Origin of the sequence: Massilia sp., from assembly GCF_046293535.1 — a bacterium.
Taxonomy (GTDB): Bacteria; Pseudomonadota; Gammaproteobacteria; order Burkholderiales; family Burkholderiaceae_D; genus Telluria.
Window position 1 is genome coordinate 24,425 of sequence record NZ_JBKBOV010000006.1, and the last position, 20,042, is coordinate 44,466.

Consider the following 20,042-nt stretch of genomic DNA (forward strand, 5'->3'; position numbering starts at 1 on the left):
CGCTCGCCTAGTTCGAGCGCAGCACCCCGCCGTTGCCCAGTCCACCCTCCACCGACTGGGCCTTGTAGGTGCGCACCGCCTTCACCATCTGGTTGTACGAATCCATGAAGGACGCCGCCAGTACCTTGCCTTGCGGCGAGTTGCTGAAGCCATGCGCGCCCGCCAGACCACCCCTGAAGAAGCCGGCCAGCATGCCGAAGTCCCAGTTCTGCGCGCTGCCCTCGGCCGCGGCCAGTTGCACGCCCGAGCGGTTGTCCGTGAGCAGCAGCATGGTCGAGGCCTCGTTCGACTTCATCGAGCCGCCGACCAGCGAGGCGACCACGCCGATCCTGCCGCCCACCAGGCCACTCAGGCCCCCGGTTCCCTTCTGGCTGAAGGTGATCGAGGGCGTCATGGTGTAGTCGGCCGCGGCCATCATGCCCTTGCCGATATTGCTGGTCTTGCGCAGTTCGCCGGATTCCATCAGGGCGCGCTCGCCCTGCATGCTGCGGAAAGCCTGGCCGCGCTCGACGATGACGAAGCAGTTCGACTGCTGGATGATCATGCGCAGCAGCGGCACCGTGCTTTGCATGCGGTACTCGGCGGTGAACTGGTTCAGCCATGGCTGGTTCGCCTCCTCGACGATGGCCAGCGTGCCGAGGCTCTTGTCGCAGCGCTCGAGCTTGTCGTTGGCGCCGACCGCGTTACTGCCACCGGCCGAGCCGGTGGCCACGGTCTTGGCGCCGGATGCGCCGATGCTGGGCGAGGTGGCGCAGCCGGCGAGGGACAGGGAAGCGAGGGCCAGCAAGGGCAGGATTAGTTTCATTCAGGCATCCTTATGGTAAAAAACGGAGACCCCCAATGCTACGAAGCGCTGCCCGGCACGGCTTATCCCCCATCAAGCGAGCTGTTGAGTAAGGGCGAGCCACGACAAGCTTGGAGCAAGCCCCTGTCCTTGCGCAGGCTTTACGGACAATTCCCGATGACGTAATACCCTGCCGCGGTCTGCGCCAGCGTCGTCGTATAGAAGGTATTGTTCAAGCCCATGTTCTGGTTCGAGCCCTTGGCCAGTGCATAGCCGCCGCTGGCATGGGCCCGCCCCGCCGTCACGTGCGCGTAGTTGCTGGCCGTCGTCGTGGTGCAGACGGAGCCCGAGGTGGTCGATGCCGTCACGCTGGCCGACTTCGCGCTTTCGACACCGCCATTCCCCGTGCTCGATACCTGGTAGGTATAGCTGGTGGCCGCCGTCAGGCCGGCGTCAAGGTAGCTGGTGCCGGCGAGCGGCGTACCGTTCAGCTTGGTCCCGTTGCGATAGAGGTTGTAGCCGGTAGCGCCGTTCGAGGCATTCCAGCTGAGCGCGATGCTGTTCGCCGTGCGGGCGCCGACGGCCAGGCCGGCAGGCGGCAGCAGGGCCGGCGCCGCGCCGACCAGGAATTGCGGAATGCTGCAGGCGCTCGAGGTCAGCCCGGTTGTGTTGTTGGTGGCGGTGACCGTGCCCGAGTAATAGCCGTCGGCGCGCGCCGCGTAGGCCTTGCTGAAGCTGGCGCCGCTGCCGGCGGCGCTGTCGTCGACCGGCGTCGGGCCGCTCAGCACCACACGGTAGCTGCCGATGCTGCCTGCCGGATCGGTGGCGGCGCCGTTCACGGTGATCGTCGAACCCGACACGCTGGCGCTGCACGCGCTCATGCTGGGCGCCGCCGCGCGCGCCACCCGCAGGTTGTTCCTGAACCAGAAGTCCATCACGAAGGCCGGGTAGTTGACCTTGGTCGCATCGACGTAGTTGCCGTTCTGGCCACCGGTGCCGGCGGGCCAGGCGTGACCCATTCCGGTGACGGTGAGTTCCGAGGTCCGCAGCTTGCCGTTGCCATCCGTGTAGGGCACGTTGTTGCCGCCGGTCGGCACGGCGCTCGTCGCACCCTTGGTGTAGCTGCCGCCGTAGACCTGGCGCATGGCCGCGGCGTTGAGCGGACCGTAGGCCTGGGCCACCGTGTAGTCGTTGGTGCCCCAGACGACGCCGGCGACCTGGGTGGCAAAATGACTGGCATTGCTGCCGGCCCAGGAGCTGCAGCTGCCGGCCACGCTGCTCGAGGTGGTGCCCGAGGGGACCATGGAGATCTGCGAGGTCGACACCGTCGGCGCCGGCCCCGCGTTGATGCCGATGCCGGCGAAGATGTCGGGCGCCACGCAGCCCAGCACCATGGTCTTGGCGCCGCCCGAGGACAGGCCGGTGACGTAGATCTGCTTCGGGTCGATCGCATACTGGGGGTTGCTGACGAAGCGGTTGATCAGGTCGAGCAGCACCGCGTTGTGGCCGTAGCTGCGGCTGCGGTTGGTCGCGGCCCAGTCCCAGCAGTGGGCGCCGTACAGGTTGCCGGTGGCGTTCGGCGCGAGAATGACGGCGCCATACTGGTCGGCCGCCGCCTTCCAGTTGTAGCCGGCGTCGCTGCTGCCCGCAATGACGTCGTTGGCCGCGGTCTGGGCGCAGCCGTGCAGCACCAGCACCAGTGCGCGCTTGTTGTCGAGTAGCGGCGCCGTCGCGGGCCAGTAGTAGTAACCGGTCAGGGCGCCGCCGTTGACGGTGTCGGTGGCCCAGGTCTGGTTCGCGCTCCAGGTGCCGGGTCCGGCCTGGAGTTGGGCGGACGCGGGGCTGGCCAGGGCCAGGCAGGCGGCGGCGAGCGCGGCCCGTGTGAACATGCATGCCATTGAAGTCTCCGTTCTGTTCGTTTGTCTGCACTACGGAAGCGCTTGCGGATGGACGTGACGAGGCCACGCCGGGTTCCGCATGCGGAGTCGGTGAAACGGGTGAAACGAGAGGAAAGACGGGCGGGCGCGTCGCTAGGACGCTGGCGCGGGAAGGGAAGTCATTGAAGGTCTCCGGCTGATGGGTATGGGAGCGGCATATCCATTCTAGCCTTGGAGATATTGCGCACAAGCGAAGCGCGAGCACGCCGCTTGTGCGCTTTTGCACAGGTGCTTTCCTGTGCAAAATCAAAGTGTTGCTACTGCATCAGTTCCGAAATCATCTTCACGGGCGCATTGCCATAGCTGAGGAACTGGTCGTGGAATTCCTTCAGGTTGAAGCGCTCGCCCAGCTGCTGCTTGCGGCGTTCGCGCAGCGCCATGATCTGCTCGTAGCCGCTGTAGTAACTGGTCAGCTGCACCGAGGTGAGCGTTACGCGGCGCCACTTTTCCTCGGCTTCCTGGCGGGTCTGGAAGGCCTGGCGCACCAGCAGGTCGATCGCCTCGGGCTGCTGCATGCCGAGCACGTGGACGCCGTAGTCGAGGATGGTGTTGGTGACGCTGCGCAGGTTCCACTTCGAGTACATCAGCCACATCTCGGGCGCGTTGTCGCCGTAGCCGTTCTCCAGCATCATGCGCTCGCCGTAGACGGCCCAGCCCTCGACCATCGCGCCGTTCCCGAACAGCGACTTCACCAGGGATGGCGAACGGTTCGCATACACCAGCTGGGCGTAGTGGCCGGGAATCGCCTCGTGGATGTTCAGGATCTGCAGGATCCACTCGTTGTACTCGCGCAGGCTGCTCTCGGCCTGTTCCGGCGTGAGGTTGTCGAGCGGCGTGACGTTGTAATAGGTCTTGTCCTTCGGCCGGTAGGGGCCCGGCGCGTCGATGCTGGCGCCGGCCACGCCGCGCTGGTACATCGGGGTCTCGCGCACTTCCAGCGGCTTGTCGGCGTCCAGCGTGAGCAGGTTCTTTTCAAGGACGAACTTGTGCAGGGCCGGGATCTGGCGGCGGATCTCGGGCAGGAAGTTCTCGCGCGAGACGTGGCGCTCGGAGAGCTTATCGATCATCATGCCGATCTTCTGGAAGCGGTCGCGCGGCTTGGCCCTGCCTTGCATGTAGCGCGGCCACAGTTCGTCCGAGATCGTGTCCATGCGGGCGAGCAGCTCTTCGCGCGTGGCAAGGGCCTTGCGGAAGGTCTGTTCGGCGCTACTGGACGACTGGATCTCGAGCGCGAACTTCTGCTCGTACAGCGCCTTCCCGGCGCGGAAGGGGCGCGGCTTGGCCGCGCTCCTGTCGAGCGCGTCGAGGAAGTCGACATAGGCCAGCACCGCGGTGCCGGCATTGGCGACGCGTTGCGCGAAGATCGCCTTTTCCTGCGGCGTCAGGATCGATTCCTGCGCCGCCTTGCCCAGGTCGGCCAGCACCGCGATGGTGCCCGGCGCCTGCGCGATGGCGAGCTGGGTGTGCTCGCGGGTCGGGTTGGCGATCGAGGCCTGCGCCGCGGCGTAGAAGGCCGGCACGTTGGTCAGACGCTTGAGGATGGTGCGCAGGCGCTGCGGCTTGGCCGCGTATTCGGTATTCAGGATCAGGTCGAGCGGCTGGGCGACGTTGTGCAGTGCCGGGTTCCACTCGTATTCGCGCCAGGTCGTCAGGTTCCAGCGGTCTTTTTCCAGCTTGTTCACTAACAGGGCCAGGTCGGTGCGCTGGCGGTCCGACAGCTGCCGGGTATCGAGCTTGCCGAACTTCTCCAGCCATTCGTTGGCGAAGGCCAGCTTCTTGGCGCGGGTGGCGGCATCCGGAATGGTGAGGTTGGCGGCCTGGTCGAATTTGCCGACGTAGATGCCGCCTTCCGGGTCGACGCGCCACAGGGCGGTCAGGTACTGCATGCTCATCGAATCGAAGCGGCGGTCGAGGCGCTTTTCGCTTGCGCCCGCGCGCGGACTGGCGGCCACCGCGGTGGCGGCCGTCGCTGCGGCGGCCGTGGCGACAGCGGCTTTCTTTCCGCCTTTCTTGACCGGCGCCTTGGATTTGCCCGTTTTCGCTTTGACCACCTTGGCGGCTTTGGCCTTGCCCTTGGCGGGCTTGGTGGTCTTGGCGCTGGCCGGCGCCAGCGCGAAACTCGCCAGCAGGACTGCCAGCGCGATCTTCGTTTTCATCATCCTGTTCGAACCCTGTCAATTAAAAGGTCGGCTTCCGCCGCGCGGCAAGCGCAAGGCGGAGCCCGGAAGAGTAGCACCATTCAGCCCGCTTGCGCATGGCTGAAACATTCCGACACTTAATCGACAGCGCCGGAACGGATCATCTGCTGGTGGATGGCGTTGACCGTTTCCACGGCTTCGCGTCCGCGCGCGATCTGGTGCAGGACGATGCTGCTGCCTGGGGTGAAGCGGTGGCCGACGTGTACCGTGTAGGAGCGCGTTATCCAGGCAAAGAAGCCGCCCGCGTAGCTGGCTTCCATCATGTCGCGCCACTTCACCCCGGCCACTCTTCGTGTCCACGGCAGGATGCCCGAGACCACCCAGATGCCGATGTCGTCGTAGTACAGCTGCACGCTGCGCACGAGAAGGAAGCGGTAGCCGACGAGCAGGCTTGAGCCCGCCATGACCGCGGCGGCGGTCAGTTCGTTCCAGCGGAAGGCGAACGGCACCGCGACCAGGAACAGCAGCGCGGCCAGCGCCAGCACGCCGGCGTAGGCAGTCCACGACTTGACGCCGATGACGCGGGCCTGCGCCGCCGTTGCCGCTTTGTCCAGTTTCATCCGTCTTTACTCTTCTGTAAAAAGCGGCATGATCACATGGAATGCCGCCCTACGCCAGACCCTGCTTCAGCATGGCCAGCATCTCGCCCGGCGACATGCGCGCGGCCATCTCGGTCCCTTCGAGCAGGCTGTCGGCCAGGTCGCGCTTGCGGCCGTGCAGGTCGACGATGCCTTCTTCGATGGTGCCGCGCGCCACCAGGCGGTAGATGGTGACCGGGCGCTGCTGGCCCATGCGGTGGGCGCGGTCCGAGGCCTGGTCTTCCACCGCCGGGTTCCACCACGGGTCCATGTGGATCACGTAGTCGGCCGCGGTCAGGTTGATGCCGACGCCGCCCGCCTTCAGGCTGATGAGGAACAGCTCGCCCTCGCCGGCCTGGAAGGCATCCACGCGGCGCTTGCGCTCCTGCATCGGGGTGGCGCCGTCGAGGTACTGGTAGGGGATGTGCTTGCCGTCGAGGTACTTGCGGATCAGGCTCAGGTGGTCGACGAACTGGCTGAACACCAGCACCTTGTGGCGGTTTTCCAGCAGGCCGTCCACCAGGCGCGCAAACGCGACCAGCTTGCTGCTGGCGATGCCGGCGCCGGGCGCCACCAGCTCCGGATTGCAGACCGCGCGGCGCAGCCGCATCATCTCGGCCAGGATCTCGATCGACTTCTGGCTTTCCGGCGCTTCGAGCGCGGCCAGCTTGTCGAGGGCGTCGCGGCGCAGCGATTCGTACAGCGCGCTTTCCTCCGGGGTCAGGTCAACCGGCACCACGATCTCGGTGCGCGGCGGCAGTTCGGTGAGTACCTGGGCCTTGGTGCGGCGCAGAATGAAGGGCTGGGTGAGCCGGCGCAGGCGGCTCCTGGCGCCTAGCTCGGCGCGCTTGTCCTGCGCTTTTTCGATCGGCCCGGCAAAGCGCAGCTGGAACTGGTCGGCGCTGCCCAGCAGGCCGGGGTTGATGAAGCGGAACAGGTTCCACAACTCGCCCAGGTGGTTCTCCAGCGGGGTGCCGGTGGCCGCCATGCGGAAGTTCCCCTGCAGCGCCATCACGGCCTGCGAGCGCTTGGTGTGCATGTTCTTGATGGCCTGGGCCTCGTCCAGCACGATGCTGTGCCATGGCCGTTTTGCAAACAGCGCCGCTTCCTGTTGCAGCAGGCCGTAACTGGCCACCACCACGTCGAAGGGGCCGGCTGCCTCGATCGTCGCGGCGCGATCGCCCGGCCCGAACAGTTTCAGATTCAGGGTCGGCGCGAAGCGCTGGGCTTCGGCGATCCAGTTCAGGCACACCGAGGTCGGCGCCACCACCAGCGCCGGCCCCTCGGGGGCGCGCGTGAGCAGCAGCGCCAGGGCCTGCAGCGTTTTACCAAGACCCATGTCGTCGGCCAGGCAGGCGCCCACGCCCAGATAGGCCAGGCGCCCCAGCCATTCGAAACCCTCGCGCTGGTAGTCGCGCAGTTCGGCCTGCAGGGTGGACGGCAGCGTGGGCGTAAAGGCTTCGCTGTCGGCGCTGCGCTGCAAATGCTTGCGCCAGGCCGCATCGCTGTCCACGCTGCCGGCCTCGCGCGCCAGTTCCGCCAGCGAGAAGCTGGCCAGCGGGTGCATGCGCAGCTCCTCGCCGTGGATCGTGCCGTAGTCGGCGAGCTCCATCAGGCGGCGGTGCAGCTCGTCGCTCAGGGCCAGGTATTCGTTGTCGCCCAGCGCCACGAAGCGGCTTTTCCCTTCGCGCACGCGCTCGAGCAGCGAACGCAGGTCCATCACCCGCTGCTCGTCGACCACGATGTCGCCATTGGCCGCGAACCAGTCGCGGTCGCGCCGGACCTGGATGCGCACCGACTTCGCATTCGCGCGTTTCGAGACGCGGAATTTTTCGCCTTCCGGCCAGGCCACCACCACCTTCGCCGGGTCCAGCTGGCGCAGCTCGTCCACCAGCTCCAGGCACAGCAGGGGCTGGCCCAGCAGCCATTCGCCGTGCTCGAGTTCACCATGCTCGAGCGCGTGGCAGGCGCCCACCAGCTGGCGCTCGGCCTCGCGCTCGGCATTCAGGTCGCGCCTGGCCTCGGTGCGGATCCCGTTCACGTCGGCGATCACGCTTTCCGCGCCGCTGCCGGGCGAGTAATAGGCGCCGCCATCGAGCGGACGGACCAGCACCTGCATGCTCAGGCCCTGCTGGTAGGGGCGCAGGTGCAGGTGCAGGCGCGGGTCGGCCGCCACCTGCTCGATGTCGCCCGGGCTGGCGCCGATGTCCGACTGCACCGTGACGATCGAGGAGATCGCGCTGATCGCGCGCAGCACGCGCCGTTCGGCTTCCGCCGGCACTTCCAGGCCATCGCCGACGATGGCGGCGATGCGCCGGTGCTCCTCATTGACGCGTACCAGGCGCAGGCGGGTCGGGGTCTCGCGGGTGACGATGACCTCGCCGTCCTGTTCGCCCGGCGTGGGGTGCAGCGAGATCGTCACCTTGCCGGCGCGCGCCTTCACGTGCAGCTCGGGCTCGCCCGGCAGCAGCTCGACGCGGGTGCCGGGCGAGTCCATCCAGAACAGCAGCGGATGGCCGACCAGGGCGGCGAGCGCCTTGTCGCGTTCGAACTCGAAACGGATGCCGGTGCTGCCGTAGTAGCGGCGGCCGGCAATGCTTGCCACCGCCTGCAGGTCCTGGGCGGTGAGGAAGTCCAGTGCCTGGGCGTCTTCGGCCAGGCGCTTCAGGCCGACTGCGCGGCCGCGGCTCCAGCCGCCCTGGGCGTCGCGCTTCTGCTCGCGCGGTTCCAGTTCCTGCACGCCCATGTGCTCGTCGTAGCGGATCATCCACACCAGACGCGATTCGCGCACCACTTCGGCATTCAGCGCCGGCTGCAGGTTGATCAGGGCGTTGAGCTGGCGCTCCCAGGGTTCTTCGCGCTCGAACCAGTGGGTCAGGTCGGTGAGACGGTGCGCCCTGCGCAGTTCGCTCGCACGCTGTTCGCACGTGACGGCACCCGGCCCGCCGATGTGCGCCAGCAGCGCTGCCAGCTGGGCCGACAGCAGGTCGAAGCCAGCGCGCTCGGACTGGGCCAGCATGTCCTCGATGTCCTTGCGCTTGCCCTGCAGCTGCGGCAGGCCGAGCCAGTGGTGCATCAGGGCGCGGAAGGTGAAGGGTTCGAGCGCCATCTCCCAGCCGCGCGAGGCCAGCACCTCGGCATCCACGGTGCCGCGGCGGATCTCCTGCAGCATGCTGAGCTGGAAGATGACGGCGGTGTCAGGCCGCTGCACCGCGCGGGTGGCGATCTCCAGCCAGGCGTCGGCCAGCTTCAGTTGGGCAGGCTGGTTGCCGCGCAGGAGCGCGGCCAGGTAGAGGTGGGCGCCGATGCCGTCGAACACGGCCTTGCGCTTGCCGGTCTCGCGGCGCAGCTGCTTGAGCGCCGCTTCGATGCCGGGCAGGGCGAGATCGGCCTCGTCGCGCAGCAGGGCGATCACATTGCGCAAGAACAGGCCGGCCGCGTCGTCGACCTCGAGCAGCAGCATCGACGCCTCATCGAGCCGGCCGCACAGGATCAGGTGTTCGCCGAGCGCGATGCGCAGCGCGATCGACGGGTCGCCCTGGCTTGCGTAGCTTTCCGCAGCGGCGCGAATTGCCGGCGCAAGCAGCGGTTCGCGCTGCGCATGCTGGACCAGGGTCGCCAGCACGCCGTCGCGCAGCGAGGGATCGATGCGCTCGAGCAGGGCCGGCTCGAAGGGGCGCGCGCAGACCTCGACCAACGGATGCAGGTAGGACGCTTCATGGCAGCGCAGGCAGGCGGCCAGCAGCGGCGTAACCGTCGATCCGTTCTCGCCGGCCAGCAGGGCCATACGCAGCAGGGCCAGTCCTTGGCGGTAGCTGCGCAGAACGGGCGTGCCCTGCCAGTCGCGGCGCAAAGGCGTGACGCGTTCGTAGGCGGCGCGCAGGCTGGCGAGCAAGTCTCCCGACAAGGCATGCTCGATGGCCGGCCAGACGGCGCCGGGCGCGATCGTGACGCCGCGTTCGCCGGCGTCGAGCACCAGGCCGGCGTCGCGCAGGCGCGCCAGCTCGGCTGCCCATTGCTCGGGCGGCAGCGGCAGGCCGGCGGCCATCAGGTGCTCGAGGATGCGCTGGCGGCCCATCGGCTCGCCGGCCAGCGCCAGCAGGGACAGGATCGCCGCTTCGCCGGTATCCAGTTCTTGAAAGATCATGCAGCCGGCAGGTTCTCGATCTCCACCGCCGGCAGGCCGGCAGGCACGGGAATGTGGAAGACGCGCAGGTAGAACACCAGCTCGGATTCCAGCGTGGTGATCACGCTCTCGGCCTTGCGGAAGCCGTGGCCTTCGCCCTCCAGGGTGATGTAGGCCACCGGCACCCGGCGCGCGCGCAGCGCCTCGACCATGGTTTCGGACTGCTGGGGCGGCACCACCATGTCGTCCAGGCCCTGGAAGAAGATCATCGGGCGCTGCAGCTTGTCGGTGTGGTGGATCGGCGAACGCTCGCGGTAGACCTGTTCGGCGCGCTCCGGCGGCGCGATCAGGTACTGGTTGTAGTGCGATTCGAACTTGTGCGAATCGGCATCCAGCCCGGCCAGGTCGGACACGCCGTAGTAGCAGGCGCCGGCCTTGAACAGGTCGTGGAAGGCGAGGGCGGACAAGGTCGTCAGGCCGCCGGCGCTGCTGCCGCGCACCAAGAGGCGCTCCGAATCGACCAGGCCCTGCTCGGCCAGGTAACGGGCGCCGGCCACGCAGTCCTCCACGTCGACCACGCCCCACTGGCCCTTGAGCAGGTCGCGGTAGGCGCGGCCGAAGCCGGTGCTGCCGCCGTAGTTCACGTCCAGCACGGCGAAGCCGCGGCTGGTCCAGAACTGGGTCGCCAGTTTGAGGGTGCTGGCCGCCATGCCGGTCGGGCCGCCGTGGCCGATCACGATCAGGGGCGGCAGTTCGCCATGTTGCGGAGCGAAATCGGCATTGGTCGGCGGATAGTGGAAGGCATGGGCGGTGCGGCCGTTCGCACTCGGGTAGCTGATGGATTGCGGGACCGACAGGTAGCCCACGCCAGGCAGTTGCGCTATCGAGCGGGCCAGTACCTGGTGCCGGCCGCCGTCGAGGTCGATGCGTGCCAGCTCCAGCGCGACGGTGGGCGCGCCGCCCAGCAGCGCGACCGTGTGCGCGTTCACGCGCAGCTCGCGGATTTCCTCGTAGGGCGTGGCAATCGCGGTCAGTTCGCCGCCGCGCAGGCGTCCCAGCTTGCTGACCCCGCCCTCGATGTAGGCGCAGACGATGTCGTCTTCGCCGCGGAAACCGTACAGCGAGTTCCCGAAGGTCCACAGCGGCCCGCCGAATTCCGCCTCGCGCGGGCACAGCGCCTGCACCACGCCATGTTCGAAGCGGTACAGGTTCCACCAGCCGCTGCGGTCGGACACGAAGTGCAGTACGCCGCTAGGGGACCACTCTGGCTGGCAGACCGATTCCTGCGGCCCGCCCGCCACCAGCCGGCCATTGGCCAGCGTGCCGTCTTCCATGATGTCGGCCAGCCACAGCTCGCTGCCTTCCCAGGGCATGCGCGGATGGTCCCAGCACAGCCAGGCCAGGTGGCGCCCATCCGGAGAGATGCGCGGCGCGGCATAGAAGTCGTTGCCGTCCACCAGCACGGTTTCAAGGCCGTCGAAGCCGATGGCGGCGATCGTGTTCTCGGGGGTGTGGCCGCCGGCCGCATGGTCCTCGCGCACGGCGACCAGGCGCCGGCGCTGCGCATCGACCACGAAGTCGGCGTAGCGCTGCTTGTTGTCCTGGGCCGTGACCGGCACCGGCTGCGCGCCGGCGTCGACCCGGTAGAGGCGGCTGTCGGCGTGGTTCGAGAACCAGGCGACGCCATCGGCGACCGTGACGGCGCCGCCGCCGTATTCGTGCACCTTGCTGCGCACGTTGAACGGCATCGGGGTCAGTTCGCCGCGGCTCCCCACCAGCGTCGAGCGGCCGGCCTCGCTGGCCCGGCCCTCCAGCCAGTACAGCTCGGCGCCGTCGAGCACCAGCGAAGCCAGCGGCGTGGCGCCGGCCGCGACGACGGGGGCGGTGATCGGTGAGGTCCAGGTGCCGCAAGGGGCTTGCTGTTTGGTCATGACGGGTTCTCTCAATGGCTGGCTCGGTACAAGAGCGCATTATAAATGGGGGCCCAAAGATGCGATAATGGAGGTTTTCCCTCCGCATTCATTGCCAGCCATGCCACAATTCGCCCCGCTCCAGAACGACACCTTCCTGCGTGCGCTGCTGCGCCAGCCGACCGACTACACCCCGGTGTGGCTGATGCGCCAGGCGGGCCGCTACCTGCCGGAGTACCGCGCCACGCGCAAGCAGGCGGGCTCGTTCCTGGGGCTGGCAAAGAATCCGGATTTCGCCACCGAAGTCACCCTGCAGCCGCTCGACCGCTATCCGCTGGACGCGTCGATCCTGTTCTCGGACATCCTGACGGTGCCGGATGCGATGGGCCTGGGCTTGTACTTCGCCGACGGCGAAGGCCCGAAATTCGAGCGCCCGCTGCGCACCGAGGCCGAGGTACGCGCCCTGCAGGTACCGGATATGGCGTCGCTCGACTACGTCTTCAAGGCGGTGACCCAGATCCGCACCGCCATCAACGGCCGCGTGCCCCTGATCGGTTTCTCGGGCAGCCCCTGGACCCTGGCCTGCTACATGGTCGAAGGCGGCGGTTCGCGTGAGTTCCACACCATCAAGAAGATGATGTATGCCCGCCCCGACCTGATGCACCACATCCTGGACACCAATGCGCGCGCGGTCAGCCAGTACCTGAACGCCCAGATCGACGCCGGCGCCCAGGCCGTGATGATCTTCGATTCCTGGGGCGGCGCGCTGGCCGACGGCGCCTACCAGGAGTTCTCGCTGAACTACATGCGGACGGTGGTGAGCCAGCTGCAGCGTGAGAAGGACGGCGTTCGCATCCCGGCGATCGTGTTCACCAAGGGCGGCGGCCTGTGGCTGGACGAAATGGCGGACATCGGCGCCGATGCGCTGGGCCTGGACTGGACCGTCAACCTGGGCAAGGCGCGCGCGCTGGTCGGTGACCGCGTGGCCCTGCAGGGCAACCTCGACCCGGCCATCCTGTTTGCCGAACCGGAGCAGATTCGCGCCGAGGTCGAGCGCTCCTTGACCGCCTACGGCAAGCCGTCGAACGGTCATGGCCACGTGTTCAACCTGGGCCACGGCATTTCGCAGTTCACTCCGCCGGAGTCGGTCACCGCCATGGTCGACGCCGTGCACAGCTTCAGCCGCCAGCAGCGCAGCTGAGCTCCAGGGCGAAAAGTATTGTCCCCGGCTGTGGCAAGCATTGCCACAGCAAAATCACACTTGTTCACAAGTTCGTCAAACCGCAAAATTATTCCTGTGGACATCTTTGTCAAACCTGAAAATACGTAAATCAATGATTCTTCAGCGTTTTTTTCATGGTGAACTGTAGGTATACACAGGTACCTGGATGCCTTACTGATAAATTGTCCCCGCTTCCTGTCCATTGTTCACAAAGTTATACACAGGATGACGGATGAGTTGTGAAAAGTGCTTCGTTTACGCGGACTTAGCTCAACTCTTCAAGTAAGGTGTGAAGATTCTGGTGCACCGCAGCGAGTTTTCCCAACACACATGTGCAGTTATGCACAGCAAGCCGATTCCGGCCTGGGTTGTTAACAGGGATAACTCTTGATTTGCAAGTTATTGATTTTATTCGGTATTTTTTTGTTGTTCGAGTGAATCGGGCGTTTTGAGTTGATCTAACGTAAACCTCGAACGGGGTCAAGTACAGCGCTATTCACAAAGTTTTCCACAGCTTATTGGTCCTGGTTTCCTACTCAAGAAGGTCGGATTTGGCACACTGCTTCCTACAGGTCGCGCTCGATACACCGCTCAACAGCTGCTTTGATTACCGCTGGGAATGCCAGCCGGGCGAAGAGCCGGCGGTGGGCCAACTGGTGCTGGTGCCCTTCGCGCGGCGCGAAGTGGTGGGCCTGATCGTGGCCGTCAAGGGAGACACCGAGGTCCCGCCGGACAAGCTGAAGGATGCGATCGCCGTGCGCGGCCAGCTCTCGCCGCTGTCCGAGCGCTGGCTGGCGCTGGCGCGTTTCGCCGCCGACTATTACCAGCGCCCGCTGGGCGAGGTGGCGCTGCCCGGCCTGCCCAAGAACCTGCGGGTGCCGAAGACCGTGGCGCTGGACCGCGCGCTGAAAAAACTGGCCAAGGATGGGAGTCCGCACGATCCGACGCCGTCCGGCATGCCTGTGCTGAACCCGGCGCAGCAGGAGGCGGCCGGCAGCATCGGCGCGGCGCAGGGCTTTACCCCGATCCTGCTGTACGGCGTCACCGGCAGCGGCAAGACCGAGGTCTACCTGCAGGCCTGCGCCCAGGTGCTGGCGCGCGAGCAGGACGCCCAGATCCTGATCCTGGTCCCGGAAATCAACCTGACGCCGCAGCTGGAAGGGAACATCCGCGCGCGCTTCCCCGGCGTGATGCTGGCCACCCTGCACAGCAGCCTGTCCGAGGGCGAGCGCATGCTGCACTGGCTGGCCGCCCACCAGGGCCGGGCGCGCATCGTGCTGGGCACGCGCCTGGCCATCCTGTCCTCGCTGCCGAACCTCAAGCTGATCATCATCGACGAGGAGCACGACCCCTCGTACAAGCAGCAGGAAGGCCTGCGCTATTCGGCGCGCGACCTGGCCGTGTGGCGCGCGCACCAGCTGGGCATCCCGATCGTGCTCGGCTCGGCCACGCCCTCGCTCGAGACCTGGCACCACGCCCAGTCCGGCCGCTACCGCAAGCTGGAGCTGCGCGAGCGCGCCGTGCGCGACGCCGTGCTGCCTACCGTGAAGCTGGTCGACATGGAGCGCGACCGCCCCAAGGATGGCTTGACCGGCGCCCTGATCGCCGCGCTGCGCACGCGCCTGGATCGCGGCGAACAGTCGCTGCTGTTCCTGAACCGGCGCGGCTACGCCCCGGTGATCTGCTGCGACGCCTGCGGCTGGATCAGCAACTGCACCCGCTGCACCGCCTTCATGGTGCTGCACCGGCCCGAGCACCGGCTGCGCTGCCACCACTGCAGCCTGGAACTGCGCATCCCGCGCCATTGCCCGACCTGCGGCAACGTCGACCTGCAGCCGCTCGGGCGCGGCACCCAGCGCATCGAGGAAGGCCTGGCGGCGATGTTCCCGGAAGCGCGCATCCTGCGCATCGATGCCGATTCCACCCGCCTGAAGGGCAGCGCCCAGGCGGCCTTCGACACCGTGCACCGGGGCGAGGTGGACATCCTGGTCGGCACCCAGATGGTCGCCAAGGGCCACGACTTCAAGAAGCTCACCCTGGTGGGCATCCTGAACCCGGACACCGCCCTGTTCTCGCAGGACTACCGCGCCAGCGAGCGCCTGTTCGCCCAGCTGATGCAGGTGGCGGGCCGGGCCGGGCGGGCCGGAGCCGCTTCGGAGGTGCTGGTGCAGACCCGCTACGCCAGCCACCCGCTGTATGGCGCCGTCATGCGCCACGACTACGACCGCTTCGCCGGCAGCCTGCTGGAAGAACGCCGCCAGGCCGGCCTGCCGCCCTTCATGTACCAGGCGCTGCTGCGCGCCGAGGCGCCCGAGCTGGCCAATGCGATCGCCTTCCTGGAGGCGGCGCGCGACAGCCTGGTATGGGACGCCGTGATGATCAACGACCCGATCCCGATGACGATGACGCGCGTGCACAACGTCGACCGCGCGCAGCTGCTGGTGGAATCGAGCTCGCGCCCGGCCCTGCAGGCCTTCCTGCGCGAATGGGTCGAGATCCTGCGCGGCATGAAGTCGCGCGTGCGCTGGTCGCTCGAGGTCGATCCGCTCGATATCTGAGCGCTGCAATTATTCGTGAGTTTCGCCCGGCGATTCTTTGATAGAGTCGGCGTTTCTGTCACGCGAAGAGAGCCTGTCTTGCGCACTTGCGCCGTTTTACTTGCCGTCGTGCTCGCCCTGTCGCCGGCGGCGCCGGCGCACGCCGGATCGGACGATGGATGGGACATGGTGCAAAGCGTGCGCAGCCGGATCGAAGGGCGCAACTGCGACGGCGCCGTCGGTCTTCTCAAGGAGGGCCTCAAGGCCGGCTATCCGGAAGTGGCGCTGCTGGCCGGATCGATGCATGAGCAAGGCATCTGCGTCAAGCCCGATTGGGACACTGCGATCACCTTCTACATTCAGGCTTACCAGGGCGGTTTGCCGCTGGCCGCCGAGCGTCTGGCGGCCGGTTATGCCGATCCCGCCAATGGCCCCGATGTCGCGGCGGCGCTCTGGTGGGGCCTGCGCGACCGCGGCGGCGCGCGCTACGCATCCTGTGTGGTCAGCGCGGCAGCGCAGCAGGATCCCGACCGCTTCGTTGCCGAACTAACTACCTGGGAGCGCGGCAAGCTGGCGCTGTGCAACTACATGGTCGGCGTGATCTCGACCATCTCCGCGGAAGTGAAGTATCCCAGGCGGGCGCAGAGGCTGGGCAGGGACGGCGAGGTCGTGCTGCGCTTCCTCCCGGCGGCGCCGCGGATCGACCTGGGCGAGGGGGCGGACGGCGGCGATACGCTGCCGGACAAGGCAGCCACCAGGGCGGGCTTCGAAACGACGCTGCGGGAAGCCGCCAATCGCGCCTTGCGCCGTTATCCGCAACCACCGGGCATTCCGGCCAGTACCGAGGCCTCGGTGAGATATGTGTTCGAGCTCCGGTAAATCGCTTTAACTGCTGCCTCCATGAGAAAGGCCACCATGCGCGCATTGTTCACCGCAACCCTGCTGCTCGCCACGTGCGGCACGGCGCTGCACGCCGGCGCGGGCACCCGTTCCGGCTCCCTGGCCGTCGACGCCATCCGCGGCAGCATCGCCGCGCAGAACTGCCAGCAGGCCGTGGACCGGCTCAAGAGCGGCCTGAAGAACGAGTACCCTGAAGTCTACCTGCTGGCCGGCTCGATGTACGAGAACGGCATCTGCGTGCGGCGCGACTGGGACCGTGCCGTCACGTTCTACGTCCAGGCGCATGACGCGGGCGAGAAGGATGGCGCCGCGCGGATCGCGGCCGGCTACGCCGACCCGGCCAATGGCGCCGACGTGGCGGCCGCGCTCTGGTGGGCGACGAAGACGCCCCCGTTCCGGTCGGGAGCGTGCGGCATGCCGAAGGAAGCGCTGGCGGACCCCGACCGCTTCGTCGCGGAACTGAAGACCTGGCCGCAGGCCCGGCTGTCCATCTGCAACTACTATGTCGGCGTGCTGTCCACCATTGGCGCCGAGGTGAAGTATCCGGACCAGGCGGCGGCCCATGCGATCGGCGGCGACGTCAAGCTGCGCTTCCTGCCGGGCATACCGCGCATCGACCTGCAGCGCGGCGAATCGCGCGAGTACGAGATGGTGGGCTGGGTCATGGTCGACGCGCTGCGCGACCGCAAGTCGCGCCGGATGGCGGACGGTTTCGAGACGGAGCTGAGCCGCGTGGCCAATCGCGCCCTGCAGCGCTATCCGCATCCCGGCGGCATCCCGGCCGATACCGTGGTCGAGATGAACTTCAGTTTCGGGATCGAGTACCAGATGCGCTGAGCCGCCGGGCCGCCTGCCTGGCCGGGGTGTCGCCCAGGGGCAGCAGGGCGCTGGCGCGCGCCAGGGTCCGCACCAGGGCCGCCTCGCCGGGCCGCAGGCCGCGCCCGCGCAGCTGCGGCAGCGAACGCACCGGCTCGGGCACGATCTCCACCGCGGCGCGCACCAGCAGGCGCTGCAGGGGACGGACCACGCCCGGCGCCAGCGGCGTCTCTTCCATGATGCGCAGGAACTCGGCCAGGATGCCGGAGCCCTCCAGCCCCGGCGCGGTCTCGCGCAGCAGCGCTTCCCACGCCGCCCAGGAGCGCGGCGCCCCGGTCGCCCCGTACAGCCGGGCGGCAGGCTCGCCTTCGGCAAAGGCGGCATCCTTTTCACCTGCGGACAGGGGCTGCGCGTAGCGGTGGTAGGCTTCGGTGAAGCCGAAGGTGGCGGTGGCCTGCACCCAGTCGAGCAGGCGCGGGTCGTTCGCATGATAAGGACGGCCGCCGGGCGTCGTGCCCGAGACCCGGTCGTGCATGCGCACGACGCGCGCGATCATCTGCTGCGCCGCCGAGCGCGGACCGTAGACGGTCATCATGGCCGCGAAGCCGGTGCGGCGCAGGCGCATGGCGGGGTCGCGCTGGAAGCCGCCATGGTCCCATACGCCCGAGCGCACCGAGGGCTCGCTCAGCTCGAGCAGCACCGCCGCCACACCGCCGATGAACAGCACCACCGGGTTGGCGAACACTTGCCAGGCGATGCCGTCGCTGGGAGCGAGCGCCGGCTCGCCCGCCGGCTGGCTGAAGTCGAAGGCCATGCCGGGAGGCGGGCGCAGCAGCTCCTTGAACGATTCCAGCATGGCTTCTCCCGGGTTGAACGCGAGCATGGTCGCATATCGGCGCGGGTCCGGCGGTCCGCTTGAAAATCGCGTATCGTTTCGTCATGTTCTGTAGAGAGACCCGGAGAAGACGATGAACAAACTGGACGTGGATGTCGCCATCATCGGCACCGGCACCGCCGGCATGACGGCCTATCGGGCGGCGAAGGCGCAAGGGGCCCGGGTGGTGGTCATCGAAAGCAGCCACTACGGCACCACCTGCGCGCGGGTCGGCTGCATGCCCAGCAAGCTCCTGATCGCGGCGGCGGAAAGCGCCCATGCGATGCGCCACAGCGCGCCCTTCGGCGTGCATGCGGGCGAGGTCCGCATCGACGGCCGCGCCGTGATGGAACGGGTGCGGCGCGAGCGCGACCGCTTCGTCGGCTTCGTGCTGGAAAGCGTGGAATCCTTCGACGATGAGGACAAGCTGCGCGGCCATGCGCGCTTCACCGGCCCCCATACCCTGGCGGTGGACGACCATACCGAGATCACCGCCGGCCGCATCGTCATCGCCACCGGTTCCACGCCCGTGCGCCTGCCTGAGCTGGAGAACGTCGGCCCCGGCATCGCCACCAGCGACGACGTGTTCTACTGGGACGACCTGCCACAGTCGGTAGCCGTGATCGGCACCGGCGTGATCGGCCTGGAACTGGGCCAGGCCCTGCACCGCCTGGGCGTGCGCGTGAAGCTGTTCGCGCGCGGCGGCAGTATCGCCCACCTGAGCGACCCGGAAGTGCTGCGCAGCGCCACCCGCGTGCTCGCGGAGGAGCTCGACATCCAGTTCCAGTCGAAGGTGGTGGGCGCGGTGCAGGAAGACGATGCAGTGGCGCTCACGGTCAGCGACGCCCTCGGCGCGGAACAGACCGAACGCTTCCAGGTCGTGCTGATGGCAACCGGCCGCAGGCCCAACGTGCACGACATCGGACTGGAGCATACGGGGCTGGAGCGCGGTCCGGACGGCATTCCTCTTTTTGATACCCGCACCATGCAGTGCGGGACCAGCCACATCTTCATTGCCGGCGACGCCAACAACGAGCGCCCGCTGCTGCACGACGCGGCCGACCACGGCAAGATCGCCGGCGACAACGCGGGCCGCTATCCGGACGTGCGCCCCGGCCTGCGCCGCACCCCGATCGGGGTGGCGTTCACCGAACCGAACATCGCCACCCTGGGCGCGAGCTACCGCAGCCTGTGCGAAGGGGGCAAGCGCAAGTTCGCGGTGGGTTCCGTGTCCTTCGCGAACCAGGGCCGCAGCCGGGTGATGTTGCAGAACAAGGGGATGCTGCGGGTGTATGCGGAATACGGCTCGCGCCGCTTCCTGGGCGCCGAGATGATCGCGCCGCGCGCCGAGCACCTGGCGCATCTTCTATCCTGGGCATGCCAGATGCGCATGACGGTGGACCAGATGCTGGAGATGCCCTTTTATCACCCGGTGATCGAGGAAGGCGTGCGCACGGCGCTGCGCGACCTGGCGCAAAATCTGGCGAAAGGGGAGAGCGACGTCGACGCGGCCGATACCGAGCCGGGGACGTAATTCAGCTCAGCTTAATCAGTCTCGAAAAAGATTAGCGAAACTTAATTCAAGTAACTCGCATCCAGCTTGCCCTCGCCGGCCAGCTGGCGCAGGATGCGCACGGTGTCGATGTCGGCTTCCTGGTAGGCGGAGCGCTTGAAGTCGTCGTACATCGCGTTGGCCGGGTCGGTGTGCTCGCCCTGGCCATCGTCGTAGCAGAAGCGCACCAGCAGTACGGCGTCGGTCGGCGCCTCGATGATCATCCTCAGGCTGGAGGGAGCGATCTCGCCCTGGGCCGGCACTTCGTAGCGCACTTCCTTCAGTGGGGTCAGGTACACGACGTCGTCGATCACCAGGTCGCCGTAGCGCAGGCGGCGCGCGAAGCTACCGCTGGTCCGGCTGCCGATCGTGCATTCGTCCAGGTGCGGCACGAACATGGTCGGCGACTCGGCGCGCAGCACCAGCCCGCGCCACAGCTGTTCGATCGAAATGGTGTCGATCAGCGGGTTGAGCGGATCGTTGATCTGGATGAGATGTTCAAATTTCATGGTGCAGTCCGAATAAGGCCCTGGCGCGTGGCGCCACAAGGCTGCGATGGTACCCGATTGCGCGCCCGCGCGTCGCCCTCCCCCAGCGGGGAAGCGCGC

13 protein-coding genes are annotated in these 20,042 nt (G+C 67.4%); 5 read left to right on the forward strand and 8 right to left on the reverse strand.

Annotation, left to right across the window (positions count from 1 at the left end; all coding sequences use genetic code 11):
• Nucleotides 1–7: 7 nt before the first annotated feature.
• From ACK4S9_RS05105 to ACK4S9_RS05130, 6 genes are all read right to left on the reverse strand, one after another.
• Nucleotides 8–805, reverse strand: coding sequence for a CsgG/HfaB family protein (locus ACK4S9_RS05105; protein WP_409722381.1), 798 nt, complete (start codon nt 803–805; stop codon nt 8–10).
• 140 nt (nt 806–945) lie between these two features.
• Nucleotides 946–2,682, reverse strand: a complete 1,737-nt coding sequence (locus tag ACK4S9_RS05110) for a PHB depolymerase family esterase (RefSeq protein ID WP_409722385.1) — start codon at nt 2,680–2,682, stop codon at nt 946–948.
• 296 nt (nt 2,683–2,978) lie between these two features.
• Complete coding sequence (locus ACK4S9_RS05115) at nt 2,979–4,880, reverse strand: DUF885 domain-containing protein (protein ID WP_409722388.1); 1,902 nt, start codon at nt 4,878–4,880, stop codon at nt 2,979–2,981.
• A 116-nt stretch (nt 4,881–4,996) separates the two neighbouring features.
• A complete protein-coding gene (locus tag ACK4S9_RS05120; RefSeq protein ID WP_409722391.1) occupies nt 4,997–5,479 on the reverse strand; it encodes a hypothetical protein in 483 nt (160 codons plus the stop codon).
• Between the two features lie 49 nt (nt 5,480–5,528).
• A complete protein-coding gene (locus ACK4S9_RS05125; RefSeq protein ID WP_409722394.1) occupies nt 5,529–9,644 on the reverse strand; it encodes an SNF2-related protein in 4,116 nt (1,371 codons plus the stop codon).
• On the reverse strand, nt 9,641–11,554 hold the full coding sequence (locus tag ACK4S9_RS05130; protein ID WP_409722397.1) for a S9 family peptidase: 1,914 nt from the start codon (nt 11,552–11,554) through the stop codon (nt 9,641–9,643). The genes ACK4S9_RS05125 and ACK4S9_RS05130 overlap by 4 nt, the downstream gene beginning before the upstream one ends.
• Nucleotides 11,555–11,654: 100 nt before the next feature.
• Between ACK4S9_RS05130 and hemE the strand changes: the two genes are divergently transcribed.
• From hemE to ACK4S9_RS05150, 4 genes are all read left to right on the forward strand, one after another.
• Nucleotides 11,655–12,734, forward strand: coding sequence for a uroporphyrinogen decarboxylase (gene hemE, locus ACK4S9_RS05135; protein WP_409722400.1), 1,080 nt, complete (start codon nt 11,655–11,657; stop codon nt 12,732–12,734).
• A gap of 572 nt (nt 12,735–13,306) precedes the next feature.
• Nucleotides 13,307–15,313 (forward strand): primosomal protein N', encoded by a 2,007-nt coding sequence (locus ACK4S9_RS05140; protein WP_409722404.1) that lies wholly within the window; start codon nt 13,307–13,309, stop codon nt 15,311–15,313.
• A gap of 165 nt (nt 15,314–15,478) precedes the next feature.
• On the forward strand, nt 15,479–16,171 hold the full coding sequence (locus ACK4S9_RS05145; protein WP_409722407.1) for a hypothetical protein: 693 nt from the start codon (nt 15,479–15,481) through the stop codon (nt 16,169–16,171).
• Nucleotides 16,172–16,207: 36 nt separating this feature from the next.
• Nucleotides 16,208–17,029, forward strand: a complete 822-nt coding sequence (locus ACK4S9_RS05150; protein ID WP_409722410.1) for a hypothetical protein — start codon at nt 16,208–16,210, stop codon at nt 17,027–17,029.
• Here ACK4S9_RS05150 and ACK4S9_RS05155 read toward each other — a convergent pair.
• Nucleotides 16,998–17,891, reverse strand: coding sequence for an oxygenase MpaB family protein (locus ACK4S9_RS05155; protein WP_409722413.1), 894 nt, complete (start codon nt 17,889–17,891; stop codon nt 16,998–17,000). The genes ACK4S9_RS05150 and ACK4S9_RS05155 overlap by 32 nt on opposite strands.
• 85 nt (nt 17,892–17,976) lie before the next feature.
• On the opposite strand from ACK4S9_RS05155, the gene ACK4S9_RS05160 reads away from it, so the two are divergent.
• Nucleotides 17,977–19,416 (forward strand): dihydrolipoyl dehydrogenase, encoded by a 1,440-nt coding sequence (locus ACK4S9_RS05160; RefSeq protein ID WP_409722416.1) that lies wholly within the window; start codon nt 17,977–17,979, stop codon nt 19,414–19,416.
• Between the two features lie 41 nt (nt 19,417–19,457).
• Here the strand turns inward: ACK4S9_RS05160 and ACK4S9_RS05165 are convergent, their stop codons facing one another.
• Nucleotides 19,458–19,943 carry an SRPBCC family protein gene (locus ACK4S9_RS05165; protein WP_409722419.1) on the reverse strand — a complete coding sequence of 162 codons (486 nt, stop codon included), beginning with the start codon at nt 19,941–19,943 and terminating at the stop codon, nt 19,458–19,460.
• Between the last annotated feature and the right edge of the window lie 99 nt (nt 19,944–20,042).

Excerpts from the sequence above, each read along its gene's own strand:
- ACK4S9_RS05105 (WP_409722381.1), bottom strand. The coding sequence starts at position 805 with ATGAAACTAATCCTGCCCTTGCTGGCCCTCGCTTCCCTGTCCCTCGCC.
- ACK4S9_RS05110 (WP_409722385.1), bottom strand. The coding sequence starts at position 2,682 with ATGGCATGCATGTTCACACGGGCCGCGCTCGCCGCCGCCTGCCTGGCC.
- ACK4S9_RS05115 (WP_409722388.1), bottom strand. The coding sequence starts at position 4,880 with ATGATGAAAACGAAGATCGCGCTGGCAGTCCTGCTGGCGAGTTTCGCG.
- ACK4S9_RS05120 (WP_409722391.1), bottom strand. The coding sequence starts at position 5,479 with ATGAAACTGGACAAAGCGGCAACGGCGGCGCAGGCCCGCGTCATCGGC.
- ACK4S9_RS05125 (WP_409722394.1), bottom strand. The coding sequence starts at position 9,644 with ATGATCTTTCAAGAACTGGATACCGGCGAAGCGGCGATCCTGTCCCTG.
- ACK4S9_RS05130 (WP_409722397.1), bottom strand. The coding sequence starts at position 11,554 with ATGACCAAACAGCAAGCCCCTTGCGGCACCTGGACCTCACCGATCACC.
- hemE (WP_409722400.1), top strand. The coding sequence starts at position 11,655 with ATGCCACAATTCGCCCCGCTCCAGAACGACACCTTCCTGCGTGCGCTG.
- ACK4S9_RS05145 (WP_409722407.1), top strand. The coding sequence starts at position 15,479 with ATGGTGCAAAGCGTGCGCAGCCGGATCGAAGGGCGCAACTGCGACGGC.
- ACK4S9_RS05150 (WP_409722410.1), top strand. The coding sequence starts at position 16,208 with ATGCGCGCATTGTTCACCGCAACCCTGCTGCTCGCCACGTGCGGCACG.
- ACK4S9_RS05155 (WP_409722413.1), bottom strand. The coding sequence starts at position 17,891 with ATGCTCGCGTTCAACCCGGGAGAAGCCATGCTGGAATCGTTCAAGGAG.
- ACK4S9_RS05160 (WP_409722416.1), top strand. The coding sequence starts at position 17,977 with ATGAACAAACTGGACGTGGATGTCGCCATCATCGGCACCGGCACCGCC.
- ACK4S9_RS05165 (WP_409722419.1), bottom strand. The coding sequence starts at position 19,943 with ATGAAATTTGAACATCTCATCCAGATCAACGATCCGCTCAACCCGCTG.